Annotated in this window: 17 protein-coding genes; 13 read left to right on the top strand and 4 right to left on the bottom strand. The window is 71.8% G+C overall.

Features of this window, described 5'->3' with window-relative positions; translation table 11 throughout:
- The first annotated feature begins 36 nt into the window (after positions 1–36).
- The 3 genes from hisD (at position 37) to EZM51_RS05125 (ending at position 3,014) form a co-directional block, all read left to right on the top strand.
- Positions 37–1,344, top strand: coding sequence for a histidinol dehydrogenase (gene hisD, locus EZM51_RS05135; protein WP_136707163.1), 1,308 nt, complete (start codon positions 37–39; stop codon positions 1,342–1,344).
- A gap of 88 nt (positions 1,345–1,432) precedes the next feature.
- Positions 1,433–1,906 (top strand): transcriptional regulator NrdR, encoded by a 474-nt coding sequence (gene nrdR / locus EZM51_RS05130; RefSeq protein WP_136707162.1) that lies wholly within the window; start codon positions 1,433–1,435, stop codon positions 1,904–1,906.
- Positions 1,907–1,949: 43 nt separating this feature from the next.
- The gene (locus tag EZM51_RS05125; protein ID WP_136707161.1) at positions 1,950–3,014 is read left to right on the top strand and encodes a quinone-dependent dihydroorotate dehydrogenase; all 1,065 of its coding nucleotides are present in this window, start codon (positions 1,950–1,952) and stop codon (positions 3,012–3,014) included.
- Here EZM51_RS05125 and EZM51_RS05120 read toward each other — a convergent pair.
- A complete protein-coding gene (locus tag EZM51_RS05120) occupies positions 2,987–4,042 on the bottom strand; it encodes a phosphatase domain-containing protein (RefSeq protein WP_136707160.1) in 1,056 nt (351 codons plus the stop codon). The genes EZM51_RS05125 and EZM51_RS05120 overlap by 28 nt on opposite strands.
- 111 nt (positions 4,043–4,153) lie before the next feature.
- Between EZM51_RS05120 and EZM51_RS05115 the strand changes: the two genes are divergently transcribed.
- The 5 genes from EZM51_RS05115 (at position 4,154) to EZM51_RS05095 (ending at position 8,074) form a co-directional block, all read left to right on the top strand.
- Positions 4,154–4,816 carry a TetR/AcrR family transcriptional regulator gene (locus tag EZM51_RS05115; RefSeq protein ID WP_248305469.1) on the top strand — a complete coding sequence of 221 codons (663 nt, stop codon included), beginning with the start codon at positions 4,154–4,156 and terminating at the stop codon, positions 4,814–4,816.
- A gap of 96 nt (positions 4,817–4,912) precedes the next feature.
- Positions 4,913–5,725, top strand: a complete 813-nt coding sequence (locus EZM51_RS05110; RefSeq protein WP_136707158.1) for an ATP-binding cassette domain-containing protein — start codon at positions 4,913–4,915, stop codon at positions 5,723–5,725.
- Positions 5,722–6,411, top strand: coding sequence for an ABC transporter permease (locus tag EZM51_RS05105; protein ID WP_136707157.1), 690 nt, complete (start codon positions 5,722–5,724; stop codon positions 6,409–6,411). The genes EZM51_RS05110 and EZM51_RS05105 overlap by 4 nt, the downstream gene beginning before the upstream one ends.
- The gene (locus EZM51_RS05100) at positions 6,408–7,151 is read left to right on the top strand and encodes an ABC transporter permease (protein WP_136707156.1); all 744 of its coding nucleotides are present in this window, start codon (positions 6,408–6,410) and stop codon (positions 7,149–7,151) included. The genes EZM51_RS05105 and EZM51_RS05100 overlap by 4 nt, the downstream gene beginning before the upstream one ends.
- Positions 7,148–8,074, top strand: coding sequence for an ABC transporter substrate-binding protein (locus EZM51_RS05095; protein WP_136707155.1), 927 nt, complete (start codon positions 7,148–7,150; stop codon positions 8,072–8,074). The genes EZM51_RS05100 and EZM51_RS05095 overlap by 4 nt, the downstream gene beginning before the upstream one ends.
- Here EZM51_RS05095 and EZM51_RS05090 read toward each other — a convergent pair.
- The 3 genes from EZM51_RS05090 to EZM51_RS05080 are packed head-to-tail and all read right to left on the bottom strand — an operon-like array spanning position 8,071 to position 10,214.
- Positions 8,071–8,835 carry a DedA family protein gene (locus tag EZM51_RS05090; RefSeq protein WP_136707154.1) on the bottom strand — a complete coding sequence of 255 codons (765 nt, stop codon included), beginning with the start codon at positions 8,833–8,835 and terminating at the stop codon, positions 8,071–8,073. The two genes, EZM51_RS05095 and EZM51_RS05090, sit on opposite strands and share 4 nt — an antisense overlap.
- 39 nt (positions 8,836–8,874) lie before the next feature.
- Positions 8,875–9,840, bottom strand: a complete 966-nt coding sequence (locus EZM51_RS05085; protein WP_136707153.1) for a M56 family metallopeptidase — start codon at positions 9,838–9,840, stop codon at positions 8,875–8,877.
- 2 nt (positions 9,841–9,842) lie between these two features.
- The gene (locus tag EZM51_RS05080; RefSeq protein WP_136707152.1) at positions 9,843–10,214 is read right to left on the bottom strand and encodes a BlaI/MecI/CopY family transcriptional regulator; all 372 of its coding nucleotides are present in this window, start codon (positions 10,212–10,214) and stop codon (positions 9,843–9,845) included.
- An 89-nt stretch (positions 10,215–10,303) separates the two neighbouring features.
- On the opposite strand from EZM51_RS05080, the gene EZM51_RS05075 reads away from it, so the two are divergent.
- Genes EZM51_RS05075 through pabB form a run of 5 tightly spaced genes read left to right on the top strand, consistent with a single transcriptional unit; the run spans position 10,304 to position 17,600 of the window.
- Positions 10,304–11,716: a cytochrome ubiquinol oxidase subunit I gene (locus EZM51_RS05075; RefSeq protein ID WP_136707151.1), complete on the top strand. Its 1,413-nt coding sequence runs from the start codon at positions 10,304–10,306 to the stop codon at positions 11,714–11,716.
- Between the two features lie 12 nt (positions 11,717–11,728).
- Complete coding sequence (cydB, locus tag EZM51_RS05070) at positions 11,729–12,733, top strand: cytochrome d ubiquinol oxidase subunit II (protein ID WP_136707150.1); 1,005 nt, start codon at positions 11,729–11,731, stop codon at positions 12,731–12,733.
- Between the two features lies 1 nt (position 12,734).
- Positions 12,735–14,399, top strand: a complete 1,665-nt coding sequence (gene cydD / locus EZM51_RS05065) for a thiol reductant ABC exporter subunit CydD (protein WP_136707149.1) — start codon at positions 12,735–12,737, stop codon at positions 14,397–14,399.
- Positions 14,392–16,119 (top strand): thiol reductant ABC exporter subunit CydC, encoded by a 1,728-nt coding sequence (gene cydC, locus EZM51_RS05060; protein WP_136707148.1) that lies wholly within the window; start codon positions 14,392–14,394, stop codon positions 16,117–16,119. The genes cydD and cydC overlap by 8 nt, the downstream gene beginning before the upstream one ends.
- Before the next feature lie 26 nt (positions 16,120–16,145).
- Positions 16,146–17,600, top strand: coding sequence for an aminodeoxychorismate synthase component I (gene pabB, locus EZM51_RS05055; RefSeq protein ID WP_136707147.1), 1,455 nt, complete (start codon positions 16,146–16,148; stop codon positions 17,598–17,600).
- Positions 17,601–17,663 lie beyond the last annotated feature (63 nt).

The following is a 17,663-nucleotide window of genomic DNA, read 5'->3' as shown; positions in this document are numbered from 1 at the left end:
GTCGCGCCCAGCCTGCGCCGGTAGGCTGACAGGGCCATGCTGCGACCCATCGACCTCCGCGGAACCCGTCCGACCCCGAGCGAACTGCTGGCCGTCGTGCCGCGCGCCGCGACCGACGTCACGGCGGCGCTCGACGGCGCGCGGGCGCTCATCGACGACGTGCGCGAACGCGGCGAGGCGGCGCTGCTCGACCAGGCGGAGCGATTCGACCGGGTGCGGCCCGCGGCCGTGCGGGTGCCGGCCGCCGAGCTCGACGCCGCCCTCGAGGCGCTCGACCCCGACATCCGCTCGGCGATCGAGGCCGCCGTCGAGCGCGTCCGCGCCGCGAGCCGTGCCCAGGTGCCGGCGCCTCAGCGCACCGTGCTCGCGTCCGGCGCGGTCGTCGAGCAGCGCTGGCAGCCCGTCGCGCGCGTGGGACTCTACGTGCCGGGCGGCAAGGCCGTCTACCCGTCGAGCGTCGTCATGAACGTCGTGCCGGCACAGGTCGCGGGCGTGCGCTCCATCGCGCTGGCCTCTCCGCCGCAGGAGGCGTTCGGCGGGCGCGTGCACCCCGTCGTCGCGGGGGTGGCCGCGCTGCTCGGCGTCACCGAGGTCTACGCCATGGGCGGCGCCGGCGCGATCGGCGCCTTCGCGTACGGCGTGCCGGGCATCGGGCTCGAGCCGGTGCAGCGGGTCACCGGCCCCGGCAACGTGTTCGTCGCGGCCGCCAAGCGGCTCGTGCAGGGCGTCACGGGCATCGACGCCGAGGCAGGCCCCACCGACATCCTCGTGATCGCCGACGACTCCGCCGACCCCGACTTCGTGGCCGCCGACCTCGTGAGCCAGGCCGAGCACGACGAGCTCGCGGCGGCCGTGCTCGTCACCGATTCGCCGGAGTTCGCCGCCCGCGTGCTCGAGCGGCTCGAGGCGAGGGTCGCGGCGACGAAGCACTCGACGAGAGTTCGCACCGCCGTCGAGGGTGCCCAGTCGGCGCTCGTGCTCGTCGACGACCTCGAGCAGGCCACCGAATTCGCCAACGCGTTCGGCCCCGAGCACCTCGAGATCCAGGTGCGCGACCCCGAGGCCGCCCTCGCCCGCATCGAGAACGCCGGCGCGATCTTCGTCGGCGACTACGCCCCGGTCAGCCTCGGCGATTACGCGGCGGGGTCGAACCACGTGCTGCCCACGGGCGGCCAGGCCCGCTACGCTGCCGGTCTCTCGGCGGCGACATTCCTTCGGCCGCAGCAGGTCGTGCGCTACGACGCCGACGCGCTCCGCGAGGTCTCGCCCGCGATCGCCGCGCTCTCGGCCGCGGAGGACCTGCCCGCGCACGGCGAGGCGGTCGCCGCGCGCTTCGCCGACTGACGCGGCGCGCCCGGGCGCAGCACGCCCACCGCGCGCCCTCGGCGAACGCCGGCGACGCCCGGCGGTGCGCCGCTAGGCTGGAGGCACCATGCACTGTCCGTTCTGCCGTCACCCGGATTCCCGCGTCATCGACTCGCGCACGAGCGACGACGGCCTCTCGATCCGGCGCCGCCGGCAGTGCCCCGAGTGCGGCCGGAGGTTCTCCACGACCGAGACGGCGAGCCTCGCCGTGATCAAGCGGTCGGGCGTGATCGAGCCGTTCAGCCGCGAGAAGGTCGTCGCCGGAGTGAAGAAGGCGTGCCAGGGCCGACCCGTCACCGACTCCGACCTGGCCGTGCTGGCGCAGAAGGTCGAGGAGACGATCCGGTCGACGGGCGCGTCCCAGATCGAGGCGAACGACATCGGCCTCGCGATCCTGCCGCCGCTGCGCGAGCTCGACGAGGTCGCCTACCTGCGGTTCGCGAGCGTCTACCAGGCCTTCGAGTCGCTCGACGACTTCGAGTCGGCGATCGGCCAGCTGCGAGCCGAGCACGGCCGGATCCCCGCACGCCCCGTCGAGTGAGCGAACGGCCGCCCGGGCGTCCTCCGATAGCCTGAGTGGCGGCATGTATCGACTCCTCTTCTCCCTCGTCCTCTCCCGCCTCGATCCCGAAGACGCGCATCACCTCGCGTTCCGGGTCATCCGGATGCTTCCGCTCCTGGGCGTCGGCCGGCTCGTCGAGCGCTTCACCGCGCCCGACCCATCGCTCGCGGTCGAGGCATTGGGACTGCGCTTCCCGTCGCCGTTCGGCGTCGCGGCCGGCTTCGACAAGGACGGCCACGCCGTGCGGGGACTCGGCCAGCTCGGCTTCGGGCACGTCGAGGTGGGCACGATCACGGCGCTGGCGCAGCCGGGCAACGAGCGACCGCGCCTCTTCCGTCTCGTCGCCGACCGCGCGCTCATCAATCGCATGGGGTTCAACAACGGCGGGGCGGATGCCGCGGCCGGGCGCCTCTCCCGGCTGGCACGCCTGAGCCACCGCCCGGTCCTCGGGGTGAATATCGGCAAGAGCCGCGTCACGCCCGTCGAGGATGCGGTGGCCGACTACGAGCGCAGTGCGAGCGTGCTCGCCCCGTATGCCGACTACCTCGTCGTCAACGTGAGCTCGCCGAACACCCCGGGCCTGCGCGGCCTGCAGGAGCTCGACGCGCTCGCTCCGCTCCTCGAGTCGGTGCGCGCCGCCGCCGGGGCGACGCCGCTCCTCGTGAAGATCGCGCCCGATCTCGCCGACGAGGAGGTGCTGCGCATCTGCGACCTCGTGGTGCGCCTCGGGCTCGACGGCATCATCGCCACGAACACGACGATCTCCCGCGAGGGACTCCGCACCGCGACATCCGTCATCGATGACATCGGCCCGGGCGGACTGTCGGGGGCACCGCTCGCCGCGCGATCGCTCGACGTGCTCCGGCTCATCCGCGGCCGTGTGCCGGCGTCGCTGTGCGTGATCAGCGTGGGCGGCGTGGACACCGCCGACGACGTGCAGGAGCGCCTCGAAGCGGGCGCGACCCTCGTGCAGGGGTACACGGCATTCATCTACCGGGGGCCGCTGTGGGCCAGGAGCGTGAATCGCGGGCTGGCGCGCATCCGGCGCTCACACGGGGTTCAGAGCAGGCCGACGTCGGCGAGCTGATCGGCGAGGCTCGAGCCGTCGCTGGCTGACACCCACGGCACGGTCGCACCGTGCTGCTCGGCCTTCGTGCGACCGCCGGCGAGCACCGCCTCGCCCGTGGAGAGGCGGCGGATCGCGACCGCGGCGACGCGGTCGGGATGCTCGGCGGCGAATCGCGCATAGAGGTCCTCGTCGTGCTGTCCGTCGTCGCCGACCAGGAGCCAGCGGATGTCGGGGAACTCGCCGGCGATGCGCCGGAGGTTCTCCTCCTTGTGCTCGCGGCCGCTGCGGAACCAGCGGTCGTGCGTCGGGCCCCAGTCGGTGAGGAGGAGGGGCCCGGCCGGGTAGAGGTTCCGCGAGAGGAACCTCGTCAGGGTCGGCGCGACGTTCCAGGCGCCCGTCGAGAGGTAGATCACGGGTGCGCCGGGATGAGCGCGCATGAGGCGCTCGTAGAGCACGGCCATCCCCGGCGTCGGGATGCGCGCGTGCTCATCGAGCACGAACGTGTTCCAGAACGCCACGAACGGCCGCGGGAGCGCCGTGACCATCACGGTGTCGTCGACGTCGGAGATGAGGCCGAAGCGCACGTCGGGGCCGACGATCCAGACGGGGGCCTCGACGGTCTCCGAGCCCTCCGTCCGAAGCGAGACCTGGTGCCAGCCCGGCTCGAGCGCGACGGGGATCCTGGTGTCGACGACGCCGCCACGGTCGGCGAGCACCTCGATGCGCTCGTCGCCGACCTCGATGATGACGGGTACGTCGCCGACCGGCACGCTGGTGAAGCTCCGCCACCCGCGAATTCCCTGCTCACGACGCCGTCGCCGGCGCTTCGACGCGTCGGCGGGGAGGGGGCGCGTGAGCAGGACGCGGCAGAACACCCGAACCCACTCCGTGGAGCCGTAGCCCGTATAGGGCACGACGGTCGGCAGGTGGCCGCGGCGTCGGGCCCACCGTTCGCGGATCTCGTGGACCCAGTCCTCGAAACGCGCGGCTCGATGCCGGACCTGACGCTCTCGGGATCCGGCCGGGGTGGGGGAGCTCACCGGCATCCCCTCAGTCTGGCATGGGCGCCGGGCCGACCGCGAAACGCTGACGACCGCCGTGGTCGGCCCGCGGTCGACGCTCCGGGTAGAGTGGACCCCGCAAACGAGGGAGGTTCCGTGCCGAAAGTCGACCTGATCCTTGGGGCCGATCCGAGTCGCAAGCGAGCGGTGCGCACGGAGCCGACGCAGCGGCGCAGCTCGCAGCGCCTCGACGCGCTGCTCGACGCCGCGGCCGAGATCGTCGACGAGACGGGGTTCGAGCGCCTGACGACGCAGATGGTCGCCGAGCGGGCGGGCGCGTCGATCGGCACGGTGTACCGGTACTTCCCCGATCGCGTCGCCGTGGTGCACGCGCTTCGCGAGCGTTCGATCCACCGCTACCGCGTACGCGTCGCCGAGGAGATGGGGCGCGCCGAGATCGAGACCTGGCGCGACGTCGTCGACGTCGCCCTCGACGCGTGCGCCGCGCTGTACCGCGACGAGCCCGGCTTCACGGTGGTGCACGCCGGGCGACGCGAGACCGCCGACGGCGACGTCGAACCGGAGTTCGCGCACCGCATGGCGCAGCTGATCGAGGCCGAGTTCGAGGTCGAGACGGATGCCGCCGAACTGCGCTTCCGGCTGGGCGTCGCGATCGAACTCGGCGATGCGCTCATCAGCCGCGCGTTCCAGCGCGACGCCGCGGGCGACGAGCGGTACCTCGCCGAGGCGAAGCGCCTCGTGCACGACTATCTCGCCGAGCACCTCGGCGACCTCCGTACCGCAAGTACCGCGGCCTGACGCCTCCCGCGGGCCGCGTTGCCTCCCAACGGGAATGGTGCTCAACTGGAACCCGTTGGTTCAGGTGACCACCCGAGACCGGATTGAGGCGGCCAGATGATCGAGTTCCGCGGCGTCACCAAGCAGTTCCCCGACGGCACCGTCGCCGTCGAGGACGTGGACATCGTCATCCCTCCGCACAAGACGACCGTGCTCGTCGGCTCATCGGGCTCCGGCAAGACGACGCTGCTGCGCATGATCAACCGCATGGTCGACCCGACCGCCGGGCAGGTGCTCATCGACGGCACGGATGTCGCGACGCTCGAGCCCGTGGCCCTGCGACGCGGCATCGGCTACGTCATGCAGAACTCGGGGCTGCTGCCGCACCGCAAGGTCGTCGACAACGTCGCGACCGTGCCGCTCCTGCGCGGCACGAGCAAGCGGGAGGCGCGAGCCCACGCGCTCGAGCTCCTCGACACCGTCGGGCTCGATCGCTCGTTGGCCGACAAGTACCCGGCGCAGCTCTCGGGAGGTCAGCAGCAGCGCGTCGGCGTCGCCCGCGGGCTCGCGGTGGACCCGAACATCCTGCTCATGGACGAGCCCTTCGGGGCGGTCGACCCCATCGTGCGGGCGGAGCTGCAGCAGGAGCTGCTGCGGCTGCAGGGCCAGCTCGGCAAGACCGTCGTGTTCGTGACGCACGACATCGACGAGGCGTTCCTCCTCGGCGATCAGGTGGTGATCATGCAGCAGGGCGGCAAGATCTCGCAGGCCGCGTCGCCGTCCGAGATCCTCGCGAACCCCGCCGACGACTTCGTCGCCGATTTCGTGGGCGCGAACCGCGGCAAGCGGGCCCTGCACGTCACGGACGTCGGTGGTCGGCGGCTCGTCGTCGATGCCGACGGGCGCCCGGCTGGAGTCCTCGCCTCGTGAACTGGCTCTGGTCGAACCTCGACCGGGTCGGCGAGCTCATGCTCGTGCACCTGGCACTGTCGGTGCCCGCGATCATACTGAGCTTCGTGGTGTCTGTGCCGATCGGATGGCTCGCCCACCGATACCGGTGGTCGCGCGGCGTGCTGCTGTCGCTGTGCGCGCTCCTCTACGCCATCCCCTCGCTCGCGTTGTTCATCGCGCTGCCCCCGGTGACGGGCCTCAGCCTGCGATCGCCGCTGAACCTGGTCACCGCGCTGACCCTCTACGGCATCGCCGTGATCGTGCGAACGGCGGCCGACGCGTTCGATGCCGTCGAACGCGAGGTGATGCAGTCCGCCACGGCGGTCGGCTACTCCGCCGCCGGGCGGTTCTGGGCCGTGCAGCTCCCGCTCGCGGGGCCGGTGCTCCTGTCGGGACTCCGGGTCGTCATCGTGAGCACGGTGAGCCTCGCGACCGTGGGGGCGGTGATCGGCGTGCAGAGCCTCGGCAGCCTCTTCACCGACGGGTTCCAGCGTGGCATCGAGGTCGAGATCATCACGGGCATCGTCGCCACGATCGTGCTCGCCCTGGTGCTCGATTGGCTGAGCGTGGCGCTCGGACGCGTGCTCATGCCGTGGTCGCGTCCCGATTCGAAAACGGCCCGCGCCGCGTCCACGACGCTCGTCAAGCAGGCGGATGCCGCATGAGCCTCTTCCTCGACGCCGTGGCCTGGCTCGTGGACCCGGCCAACTGGAGCGGGCCCGGCAGCATCCCGCAACGCCTCGGCGAGCACCTCTGGGTCTCACTCCTGGTGCTCGTGATCGCGGCCGCGATCGCACTGCCCGTCGGCGCGGCCGTCGGCCACACCGGCCGCGGCCGCGAGCTCGCGGTGCGGGTCACGGGCGGGCTGCGGGCCCTGCCCACCCTCGGCGTGCTGACCCTCTTCGGCCTGTGGCTGGGCATCGGCCTCCAGGCGCCGGTCCTCGCGCTCGTCATCCTCGCGATCCCCCCGCTGCTCGCCGGAGCGTACGCCGGCTTCGAATCGGTCGACCGCGGAACCGTCGACGCCGCGAGGGCGATGGGCATGCGCGAGGGCCAGATCGCAGGCAAGGTCGAGCTGCCGCTCGGCATGCCGATCATCGTCGGCGGCATCCGTTCGGCCACGCTCCAGATCATCGCGACCGCGACGCTCGCCGCATTCATCGCCGACGCGGGTTTCGGCCGCTTCATCTTCCTGGGTCTGAAGACCCGCGACTACGGTGAGATGCTCGGCGGTTCGATCCTCGTGATCCTGCTGGCGCTCCTCGTCGACGGGCTCTTCGCGATCACGCAACGACTCGTCGTGCCGGCCGGTGTGCGGGCGACGCGCACGACAGAACCCCGCTCCGCGCCGGTCCGGCTCGGAGCGGCCGTGGGGAGACCCATCACCGAAGGGAATCAGGAATGATCACAGCAGGAAAAGGCCGGCTCGTTGCCCTGGCAGCGGTCGCGGTCGGGGCGACAGTGGCCCTGGCAGGGTGTGCATCGGGCGATCCGCTGGACATCGGATCGGGTGACGGCGACGGCTCGACCGAGACCCTCGTCGTCGGTTCGCAGGACTACTACTCGAACGAGATCATCGCCGAGATCTACGCGCAGGCGCTCGAGGAGAACGGCTACACGGTCGACCGGCAGTTCCGGATCGGCCAACGCGAGGTCTACATCCCCGAGATCGAGGGCGGCGCGATCGACGTGTTCCCCGAGTACACGGGCAACCTCCTCCAGTACTACGTGCCCGACACCGAGGCCACGACGAGCGACGACGTGTACGCCGAGCTCGAGACCTCGCTTCCCGACGGGCTGCGGGTGCTCGACCAGTCGGCCGCGACCGACCAGGACTCGTACAACGTCACGAAGGCCTTCTCCGAGGCGAACAACGTGACGAGCCTCGCCGACCTGAAGAACGTCACGACGCCGCTCACGCTCGGCGGCAATTCCGAGCTCGCCACCCGGCCGTACGGCCCCGAGGGCCTGAAGTCGGTGTACGGCGTCGACGTGGCGTTCACGCCGATCGAGGACAGTGGCGGTCCGCTGACGATCAAGGCCCTGCAAGACGATCAGGTCCAGATCGTCAACATCTACAGCGCCAACCCCGCGATCGCGACGAGTGACCTCGTGACCCTCGAGGACCCCGAGGGCCTCTTCCTCGCGTCGCACGTCGTGCCGCTCGTGAGCGAGAAGGTCACCGACGAGATCGCCGACATCATCGACACGGTGAGCGCGGCGCTCACGGCCGAAGACCTCGTCGCGCTCAACGCGCTGAGCGTCGACGAGCAGCAGTCCGCCGACCAGATCGCCTCCGACTGGCTTGCGGAGAAGTCGCTGTTCTAGCGCTTCGGGCGATGATCCGAGGGGTCGGGCGCTTCGGCGTCCGGCCCCTCGTCGTCGACGGGGCTGATCTCGACCCGGCGAACCGCCTCGTCAGGCCCGAGCGGGGGCGTCACGGACTCCTCGATCCGCGCCATGTGCCGGGCCTCCGAGCGGACCAGGAGCTTCTTCACGCCCCACACCACGACGAGGAACGCCACGATGACGGCGACGAACACGTAGCCGGCCCAGTGCAGCTCGCGGCTGAGCTCGCGGTACCCGTCGGCCGTGAGCCAGCCGACGGTGACGTAGGCGAACGCCCAGATGACGCACGCCGGCACCGTCCACGCGATGAACTTGCGGTACCGCATCGTGCTCATGCCCACGGTCAGGGGGATCAGGGAGTGCAGCACGGGCAGGAACCGTGAGATGAAGACCGCGGGGCCGCCTCTCCGGTCGAGGTAGCGCTGGGCGCGGGCCCAGTTCTCCTCGCCCAGCCTGCGGCCGAGTCGCGAGTGCTGGATGTGCGGTCCGAACCACCGCCCGAGCCCGAAGCCGATGCTCTCGCCGACGAGCGCGCCGAGGATGACCGTGACGGCGAGTGCGAGGTACTCGACGAACCCGCCGACGGCCGTCGAGGCGACGAGCACGATGGTGTCGCCCGGAACGACGAGCCCGATCAGCACCGACGTCTCGAGCATGATGCCGAGACCGGCGAGCAGCGTGCGCGCGACCGGGTCCACGGACTGCACCGTGTCGAGGATCCAGTCGAGGAGCTCGTTCACCGTTCGAGCGTATCCGTCCCCCGTGGACGCCGCCTCGGACTAGGGGAGGATTCCGAGGACGGCCGCGTACCCCGCCAGGGGCACGGCGACGAGGACGACGGATGCCGCGAGCACGAGACCCGGCAACGTGCGGGCGAGGCCATCCTCGACCCGCCGATCGACCGCCGCGGCCTCGAGGCGGTCGAGGCGCTCCAGTCGCGCCGCGAGCATGGCCGCGTCGGGGCTCGCGCCGGGCGCGGCGTCGGGGAAGGCCTCCGACTCGCCGGCATCGCCCACCCGCAGGAGCGCGCGTCGGAGCGCATCCGTGCCGACCTGGCGGCGCGCGCCGTCATCGGCGAGCATCTCCGTGAGCGTGACGACCGAGCGCTCGGCGCGATTCGCGATCGGGAACCACGGGATCGCGCTGTGCCAGGCACGGAACGCGAGGCGCACGAGGTGGTGCAGCTGGTCGAGGTGCGTGCGCTCATGCGCGATGACCGCCGCGAGCTCATCGCGGTCGAGCACCTCGATGAGCCCGTCGGTGAGCACGGTCGTGGTGCGGATTCCGGGGACGCAGTACGCGAGCGGCACCGGGTGCGCGAGCACGCGGGTGCGCGGGTCGCCCGGCAGCGGATCACTCAGCACGTCGACGAGTTGGTGCTGCCTCCGCCGTTCGCGCTCGGCGCGCACGGCCGTGAAGGCGAGGTTCAACATGAGCAGCAGGGCCACGGCACCGGCGATCGCGAGCGCCGCGATCGCGAGCGCGCCGTACGCGGGCGGGATGGGCCCCTCGAGCAGCGCGGGAGCGAGCTGGGCGACGGCGGCGGGCAACGAGCCGGCCGGCTCCGAACCGAGCGCGAGGAGGCATCCGATCATCGACAGTCCGCCCGCCAGCGCGATGGACTGCCAGAGGGCGAGCGCGACCGCCGGCGCCCGTGCAGGCCACGCCGCTCGGGAGAGCAGTACGGGCACCGGCCAGGCGAGCGCGAGCGCGAGCGCGCCGAGGACGCCGGCGACGAGCAACACGGTCAGCGGGGCGCGAGCTCGTCGAGGAGTCGACGCAGGGTGTTCGCCTCGCCCTCGCTCACCGTGCCGACGAAGCGCGCGAGCGCGGCCGCACGGTCGGTCGACTGGGCGAGCACCTCGTGCATGAGTTCTGCCGTGTGCTCTTCACGGCTGAGGAGCGCGCGGTACCGATGCGGACGCACGTCGCGCGACCGGGAGACGAAGCCCTTGCGCTCGAGTCGGGAGAGCACCGTGAGCATGGTCGTGGTCGCCACGACGCGGTCGGATCCGTCGCGCACCGCGAGGGTGTCGCGCAACTCGTTCGCCGTGAGCGCGGCATCGTTCGTCCAGAGCACGTCCATCACGGAGCGCTCGAGTTCGCCGAGACTCGCCATGCCACCAGACTACCGCCGCGACCCTGAATGTTCTACGCTCTGTAGAAGATGCACTCGGGAACGTCACCGGCCTCGTGAAAGGGACATCCGTGAACGAACTTCTGGACCCGCTCCTCCTCGCCCGATGGCAGTTCGGTATCACGACGATCTACCACTTCCTGTTCGTGCCGCTGACCATCGGCCTCGCGACCACGGCCGCCATCTTCCAGACGGCGTGGTACCGCACCGGCAAGGCCGAGTACCTGCGCATCACCAGGTTCTTCGGCACGGTCTTCCTCATCAACTTCGCCATGGGTGTCGTCACCGGCATCGTGCAGGAGTTCCAGTTCGGCATGAACTGGTCGGAGTACTCGCGCTTCGTCGGGGACGTGTTCGGGGCGCCGCTGGCCATGGAGGGCCTGCTCGCCTTCTTCTTCGAGGCCACCTTCATCGGTCTCTGGATCTTCGGCTGGGACAAGCTGCCCCGCTTCCTGCACCTGCTCACCATCTGGGCGACGGCCTTCGGAACGGTCGTGTCGGCGTACTTCATCCTCGCGGCGAACGCGTTCATGCAGAACCCCGTCGGGTACGAGCTGAACGCCGAGAAGGGCCGCGCCGAGCTGGTGGACATCTGGGAGGTGCTCACCAACCGGGTCGTGCTCGCGGCGTTCCCGCACACCATCGCCGCGAGCTTCATGGTCACGGCGGGCCTCGTCATCGCCGCGGCTGCCTGGCATCTCGCGCGAAACCAGCACCTCGACACGATGCGGCCGGCCCTGAAGTTCGGGCTGTGGACGATGATCATCTCCGGCATCCTGACCACACTCTTCGGCGACCAGCTGAGCCTCGCGATGGTGGCGACGCAGCCTATGAAGATGGCCGCCGCCGAGGCGACCTACGACACGGTGTGCGGCGCGGCGGCGTCGTTCTCGCTGTTCACCCTCGGCACGCCAGACGGCAGCACCGAACTGTTCTCGATCCGGGTGCCGTACCTGCTCTCGTTCCTGTCGACGCACACGTTCGACGGCTGCGTCGAGGGCATCAACGACCTGCAGGCGCAGTACACCGAGCTCTGGGGCCCGGGAGACTACGCGCCGATCATCTGGGTGACGTACTGGTCGTTCCGCTGGATGATCGGGCTCGGCATGCTGCACGTGCTCGTCGCGGTCGTGGGTCTCTGGCTGACCCGCAAGGGCCGGCTGCCCAAGCAGCAGTGGGTGTGGAAGGTCGCCATCTGGAGCTTCCCGCTGTCGACGCTGGCCATGAGCGTCGGCTGGATCTTCACCGAGATGGGCCGGCAGCCCTGGATCGTCTTCAGTCTCCTGCCCACGGCGTCGGCGGTGTCGCCGAACGTGACCGGCCTCGACGTGCTCATCTCTCTCGTCGCATTCACGCTCGTCTACGGCGCCCTCGCGGTCGTCGAGGTGGGGCTCGTGATCCGCGCGATCAAGAAGGGCCCGCCGGAGGTCGGCGAGCCCGATCCCGAGACCGGCCGGGTCGAACCTGCCAGCACGGTGTACTAGGAGGAAATGCACATGGATCTGTCGGTGCTCTGGTTCTGGATCGTCGCGTTCCTCTTCGTCGGCTACTTCGTGCTCGACGGGTTCGACTTCGGGGTCGGGATGTCGATGCCGTTCCTCGGTCGCGACGACACGGATCGGCGCGTCATCATCAACACGATCGGCCCCGTGTGGGACCTCAACGAGACGTGGGTGATCGTGGCCGGCGCGTCGCTGTTCGCGGCGTTCCCCGAGTGGTACGCGACGCTCTTCTCGGGGTTCTACCTACCGCTGCTCCTCATCCTGCTCGCGCTCATCGCGCGCGGCGTGTCCTTCGAGTACCGGCACCAGCGGCCCGAGTCGCAGTGGAAGCGCCGGTTCGACCTCATGATCATCGTCGGCTCGGCGGTGCCCGCGCTCCTCTGGGGCGTCGCGTTCGCGAACATCGTGCAGGGTGTGCCGCTCGACGAGGATCACAACTACACCGGCACGCTCTTCGATCTGCTGAACCCGTACGCGCTGCTCGGGGGACTCACCACGCTCCTGCTCTTCTTCACCTACGGCGCCGTGTTCGTGTCGTTGAAGACCGAGGATGGACTGCGTGAGCGCGCCAGGAGGCTCGCGTCGCGATCGGGACTCCTCACGGTCGTCGTGGCGGCCGGGTTCCTCGCCTGGACCGGCCTCGCGCACGGCACGTTCTGGTTCTGGGTGCTCGCCGCGATCGCGGCCCTCACGCTCATCGGCGCCTGGCTGGCCAACGCCCGCGGCGCCGAGGGGACCGCGTTCACGCTGCTCGCCATCACGGTCGCCAGCGCCGTGGCGGCGCTGTTCGCGGCACTGTTCCCCGACGTGATGCCCGCGTCGAACGATCCGGCCAACAGCCTCACAGTCGCGAACGCGTCGAGCTCGGCGTACACGCTCACGGTCATGAGCTGGCTGGCGCTGCTCGTCATGCCGCTCGTCCTCGCCTACCAGGGGTGGACGTACTGGATCTTCCGCAAGCGCGTCACCCGAGCCTCGGTCGAGGCCTCCGCGCACTGACGTGAAGCCCCTCGATCCGAGACTGGTCCGCCGCTCCCGCGCCGCCCGCTGGTTCCTCCTCGCGGGCGGCGCGCTCGCTCTCGTGCAGGCCGCCGCCGTGCTCGCGTTCGCGTGGGCGCTCGCCACGCTCGTCGTGGGGCTCATCGACGGCGAGGGGATGTCGCGAGCGTGGCCGCTCCTCGTCGTGCTCGTCGTCGCGGCATCCGGTCGGGCCCTCGCGGCCTGGCTCTGGGATCTCGCCGGCTCCTCGGGCGCCCAGCGCGTGAAGGCGGAACTGCGCGCCGAACTCCTCGAGTCGCTCGAGGCGCGACCGACGGGCGTTCCCGAGTTCCCGACCGCGCGCATCGCGACGCTGCTCGGGCCAGGTCTCGATGCGCTCGACGACTACTTCGGCACCTACCTGCCCCAGCTCGTGCTCAGCGTCATCGCCACGCCGATCCTCATCGCGGCCGCGTGGATCGCCGATCCGCTGTCGGGGCTCGTGCTCGTGATCGTGCTTCCGCTCATCCCGGTGTTCATGGCGCTCATCGGCCTCGCGACGGGTGCGGTGCAGCGGCGCCAGTGGGACAGCCTGGCGACGCTCTCGAGGGGCTTCCTCGAGGTCGTGGGCGGGCTCTCGACGCTCATGGTGTTCGGGCGCGCCGAGCGACAGGTCGCCCGCATCCGCGCGGTCACCGACGAGTACCGCTCGCGCACGATGAAGGTGCTGCGCATCACGTTCCTCTCGGGATTCACGCTCGAGTTCGCCGCAAGCCTGTCGGTCGCGCTCGTCGCGGTCTCGATCGGCCTGCGACTCGTCTCGGGTGACATGACCCTCGCGCCCGGGCTCTTCGTGCTGGTGCTGGCGCCGGAGGTGTTCCTGCCGCTGCGGAACGTCGGGGCGGCGTTCCACGCGTCGGCCGAGGGCGTGACGGCCTCGACCGACGCGTTCGACCTGCTGGACGCGGCGGGGTCGGGGGGCAGGGTTCGGCGAGACGGAGGGCGCCGTGGCGACGCCGGCGACGATGACACCGGGGTGGCCGTGGCGGATGCCGACGGTTCATCCGGCCTCCGGCTCGTCGGCGTGCGGGTGCGGCGCGGCGAGGGCGTCGTGCTCGACGGCGTCGACATCGAGGCGCCGGCCGGCCGGATCACGGCGATCACGGGCGAGAGCGGCTCGGGCAAGTCGAGCCTGTTCGCCGCGATCCTCGGCTTCGCGGACGCGGACGGCCGGATGATCCTCGACGGCCGACCGCTGACGCCCGGCGACCGGTCGGCGATCGCCTGGGCGGGTCAGACCCCAGCCCTCCTCGCCGGATCGATCGCCGAGAACGTGCGGCTCGGCGACGAGTCCGCCCCGCCCGAACTCGTCGGTCGCGCCCTGGGCCTCGCGGGCGTCGAGCTCGACCCCGAGCGTCGTCTCGGTCCCGGCGGCGCCGGGCTCTCGGGCGGACAGGCCCAGCGGGTCGCGACGGCACGGGCGATCCACCGGCTGCTCGCCCGCGACGGCCGCCTGCTGCTGCTCGACGAACCGAGCTCGGCGCTCGATCCCGGTCGCGAGGCCGACCTCGGGCGCGCGCTGCGCGAGCTCGCTGCGGAGGGCCGTGCCATCGTGGTGGCGACGCATCGTTCGGATCTCGTCGGCACCGCCGACGTCGTGCACGACCTGGCGGTGGCGCATGCCTGATCCCACTCGCACCGTACTGCGACAGGCCGTGCCCCGCTTCGTCCGGCTCCTGCCCGCCGTGCTCGCCGGCGTCGCGTCAGGCGGCTCCGCCGTGGCGCTCCTCGCGGCATCGGCCTGGCTCATCGCGCGCGCCGCCGAGCAGCCGCCGGTGCTGTACCTGTCGCTCGGAATCGTCGGCGTGCGGGCGTTCGCGCTCGGTCGCGCGGTGTTCCGCTACCTCGAACGCCTCTCGGGGCACGACGCGTCGTTCCGGCAGCTCGCCGAGATCCGGGCGGGCGTGTTCGAGCGGATGCTGCCCGTCGCACCCGACGGGCTCGCCGCGAGCCGGCGCGGCGACCTGCTCGCGCGCTTCGTCGGCGACGTCGACGAGTTGCAGAACGTGCCGCTCCGGGTCGTGCAGCCGGTCGTCAGCGCACTCGTCGTGCTCGCGCTCTCGGTCGCCGGGGTGGCACTGCTCGCACCGGCTTCGGCGGCGGCGGTGCTCGGATGCCTCGTGCTGGGCGTCGGCGGCACCCTGCTCGTGCAGCGGTGGGCCGCGATCCGGGCGGAACGCACGCTCGCGCCGCTGCGCGGACAGCTCCAGGCGGCGGTCGTGGAGCACGTACAGGCCCTCGACGTGCTGGTCGCGTTCGACTCGGCCGCGGCGGGGCGCCGGGCCATCGAGGCGATCGGCGCGCGGCTCGCGCGGGCGACGCGCGCCCGGGCGGCGGCGACCGGCGCGGCATCCGCCGCCATGACGGCCGTCGGCGGCATCGCCGTCGCCGCGAGCCTCGCGGCGGCCGCCCCGATCCTCGAAGCAGGACGCATCGACGGGCCGACGTTCGCGGTGCTCTGCCTCGTGCCGCTCGCGATCGCGGAGGTGGCGGGCGCGATCCCGCTCGCGGCGAGCGCGCTGCGAATCGCACGGTCGAGCGCCGAACGCGTCGCCCACGCCGTGCCGGCCCGGATCCCCGACGGCATCCCGCAGGTGCCGCCGGCCCCGGCCGAGGCGCCGCCCACGATCCCGCCGCCCGCAATCACCCTCCGCGGCATCCGTGCCCACTGGCCGAAGCCCGACGAACGGGCCGAGACGCCGGCCGCCGTGCTCGCCGGACTCGACCTCGACCTGGCGCCGGGGGAGCGGGTGCTGGTGCGCGGCGGGTCGGGTGCCGGAAAGACGACGCTCGCGCACGTGCTCGTGCGGTTCCTCGAGTACGAGGGCTCCTACCGGCTCGGCGGCGTCGAGGCATCCACGCTCGACCCGCGCGCCGTGCGACGCCGTGTCGGCCTCGTCGAGCAGCGTCCGTGGCTGTTCGACGAGGACCTCCGGCAGAACCTGATCTTCGCGCGCGACACGGCGAGCGACGACGAGTTGCTCGACGTGCTGGAGCGGGTCGGCCTCCGCGGCTGGGTGGAGGAGCGCGGCGGCCTCGGCGCCCGGGTCGGCGAGCGCGGCGCCCTCGTGTCGGGCGGCCAGGCGCAGCGCATCGCACTCGCCCGCGCGATGCTCGCGGACTTCCCGGTGCTGGTGCTCGACGAGCCGACCGCGAACGTCGATCCCGACCGGGCCGACGCGCTCCTGCGGGATCTCGCGGGGGCCGCGACCCGCTCCGGTCGCACGGTCGTGCTGATCTCGCACACGACGGTCGACGAGGCCCTGGTCGACCGCGTCGTGACCCTCGAAGACGGGCGGATCGCGTCTCGCGGCCCCCTTCCCCACCTGGACCCGGTGCGCAAGTGATCGCGCCGCCCTCCTAGGCTGAGAGGATGCCGCGCCGCATCCGCTCTCGCACGCTCGCCGCATGGCGCGACCCCGAGATCGTCTTCCGGGCGTGCTGCGCCGAGGCGCCGTACGCGGTCTGGCTCGACGGTGGGGCGGATGCCGCGTCGGGCCTCAGCGTCCTCGCCGTCGCGCATCCCGGCAGCGAGTTCGTCACGGCCGACGTGGTGCGGGGCACGGTCACCCGGGGCACCCAGATCGATGCCGGGGCGACACGGGTGACGCTCGAGGCATCTGTCTTCGACGTGCTCGGCGAGCGGCTCGGCGACCCCGTGACCGACGGTGCCGACGCGGGCCCCCTCGGCTGGTTCGGCTGGTTCGGCTACGAGCTCGGCGCGGCGCTGAACGACGTGCCGGCAGACCGCGCGGAGACGCCGGATGCCGCGTTCCTCTTCGTCGATCGGGCGATCGTGTTCGATCACGGCGCGCGCACGGTGCGGCTCGCGTGGCTGGAGCCGGAGCTCGAGGCCGCGCCGGGGTCGAGGCGGGACTCGGCAGCGGGAGCGGCGTGGGCGAACGAGCTCGAACCGGTGCTCGCGGCCCTCGACGAGGCGCCGGCCGTTCGGCCCGCCGACCCGACACCCGCGCCGCGGGCGGACGCCCCGGCCGTGCGCTGGCGACACGGACCCGGGCGCTACGCCGAGCTCATCGCCCGCTGCCAGGAGGCCATCGTGCGGGGCGACGCCTACCAGCTGTGCCTCACCAACCGGGTCGACGTCGACGTGCGTCCCGACCCGGCTGCGACGTATCTCGCGCTTCGCGGATCGAGCCCCAGCCATCACGGCGGCTACCTGCGATTCGGCGACCTCGCACTCCTCAGCGCCTCACCCGAGCTCTTCCTGCACGTCGGCACCGACCGCGTCGTCTCGACGAAGCCGATGAAGGGCACCCGCCCGCGCGGTGCCGACCCGGCGAGCGACGCGGCGCTCAGGCGCGAGCTCGTCGAGAGCGAGAAGGAACGCGCCGAGAACCTCATGATCGTCGACCTCATGCGCAACGATCTGGGCCGCATCGCCGAGCTCGGCAGCGTGAGCGTGCCGAGTCTCCTCGCCGTCGAGGAGTACGCGCACGTGCACCAGCTCGTCTCGACGGTGCAGGCGCGGCTGCGGCATCCGCTCACGGCACTCGACGCCGTACGGGCCGCGTTCCCCGCGGGGTCGATGACGGGCGCACCCAAGCACAGCGCCATGTCGATCCTGCACGAGCTCGAGCGGGGGCCGAGGGGCGTCTACTCGGGTGCGTTCGGGTACCTCGCCGTCGATGGCAGCGCCGACCTCGCCATGGTCATCCGATCCATCGTGCTGGCTCCCTCGGGCGCGAGCATCGGCACGGGGGGCGGCATCACCGCGATGTCGATCGCCGACGAGGAGATCGAGGAGACCTTCGTGAAGGCCAGGGCCCTGCTCGCCGTGCTCGGCGCGGCATCCGACCCCGTGGAGTGAGTAGGCTGGATGTCCGAGCGCGCGCCGTGATTCGGCGTGCCCGAAGGACGTGCGCACCGTGTG

It is taken from the genome of Agromyces sp. H66, from assembly GCF_004959775.1.
In the GTDB taxonomy this organism is placed as follows: Bacteria; Actinomycetota; Actinomycetes; order Actinomycetales; family Microbacteriaceae; genus Agromyces.
Note: the sequence above shows the minus strand (reverse complement) of the source record. Positions and strands in the feature narration are given on the sequence as shown.